Here is a 624-nt window from a genome sequence, read left to right on the forward strand (position 1 = left end):
TACAGTATGGCTCTGGCTGCAAAGCTAACCCACGAAGCAGGAGGTCAGCACCTCGTGGGGAGTCATTATGTCTATGTGCAATCACTAAGAGGAATCAGCTTTTGCTGGAATTAAAAACAATCGGTCTTTTTTTACTTACGGCGCTTGCAGAAATTGTTGGCTGTTACTTACCGTATATGTGGTTACGCGAAGGTAAATCAATTTGGTTATTAGTTCCTGCTGCTCTAAGTCTTGCAGCATTTGCTTGGTTACTTTCACTACATCCCACGGCGGCAGGTAGGGTTTATGCCGCATATGGAGGTGTCTATATTTTTATGGCAATTCTGTGGTTATGGGCAGTAGATGGCATTAGGCCAACAACTTGGGATATAGTTGGTTCAGGTGTGGCGCTTTTGGGTATGGCAATTATAATGTTTGCCCCACGAAGCACATAACAAGTGCCAGCAAGCGGACTTGGGTAAGCTGTCACCATTTTTGCAAAAAGACGCAAAAACGCCGCCATCTTACCCAAGCCGTTGTGGCAGGCGTTGAGGCTGTAGAAAAACCGCTTTTCAGCCGATCGAGTTTGTGATCAAATAGTGTTGTCTGATTAAAAAATGGACAGCGCCCAATGCCCAAATACAT

At 45.2% G+C, this 624-nt stretch carries 1 protein-coding gene; it reads left to right on the forward strand.

Annotated elements, in window-relative coordinates:
* Window positions 1–101 precede the first annotated feature (101 nt).
* Window positions 102–434: a YnfA family protein gene (locus tag MN202_RS20510; RefSeq protein ID WP_335737993.1), complete on the forward strand. Its 333-nt coding sequence runs from the start codon at window positions 102–104 to the stop codon at window positions 432–434.
* Window positions 435–624: the final 190 nt, after the last annotated feature.

Origin of the sequence: Rheinheimera muenzenbergensis, assembly GCF_036984005.1 — a bacterium.
In the GTDB taxonomy this organism is placed as follows: Bacteria; Pseudomonadota; Gammaproteobacteria; order Enterobacterales; family Alteromonadaceae; genus Alishewanella; species Alishewanella muenzenbergensis.